This window comes from Pseudoalteromonas sp. P1-26 (assembly GCF_001401795.1).
Classification (GTDB): Bacteria; Pseudomonadota; Gammaproteobacteria; order Enterobacterales; family Alteromonadaceae; genus Pseudoalteromonas.
Genome location: NZ_LKDX01000147.1, coordinates 1 through 411, shown reverse-complemented (window position 1 = coordinate 411; position 411 = coordinate 1). Strand labels below are relative to the sequence as shown.

Sequence of the window (411 nt, the reverse complement as noted above, 5' to 3'; positions counted from 1 at the left end):
ACATGGTGCGGAAGGAGAGACTTGAACTCTCACAACCGAAGTTACTGGAACCTAAATCCAGCGCGTCTACCAATTCCGCCACTCCCGCACATTGTGTGATGCAAGTGTATAGTAATGGAACCTAAATCCAGCGTCTAATCAAGACACCAGCCAATTCCGCCACTCCCGCATCATAAGGTTTGCTAATTTAAACTCTTAGCGTGAGTTTTCTTATTCACTCTCTTGGTAGAGAAAGTGGCTGGGATACCAGGATTTGAACCTGGGAATGGCAGGATCAAAACCTGCTGCCTTACCGCTTGGCGATATCCCAACAAAGAATAAGTTGATAGTTTTGGTTCTTATCAAGAACATGGTGCGGAAGGAGAGACTTGAACTCTCACAACCGAAGTTACTGGAACCTAAATCCAGCGC

2 tRNA genes are annotated in these 411 nt (G+C 46.0%); both read right to left on the bottom strand.

The window, feature by feature from the left end:
* Positions 1-3: 3 nt before the first annotated feature.
* A tRNA-Leu gene (locus AN394_RS21330) sits at positions 4-88 on the bottom strand.
* Positions 89-235: 147 nt separating this feature from the next.
* Positions 236-310 (bottom strand) — tRNA-Gln (locus AN394_RS21325).
* Between the last annotated feature and the right edge of the window lie 101 nt (positions 311-411).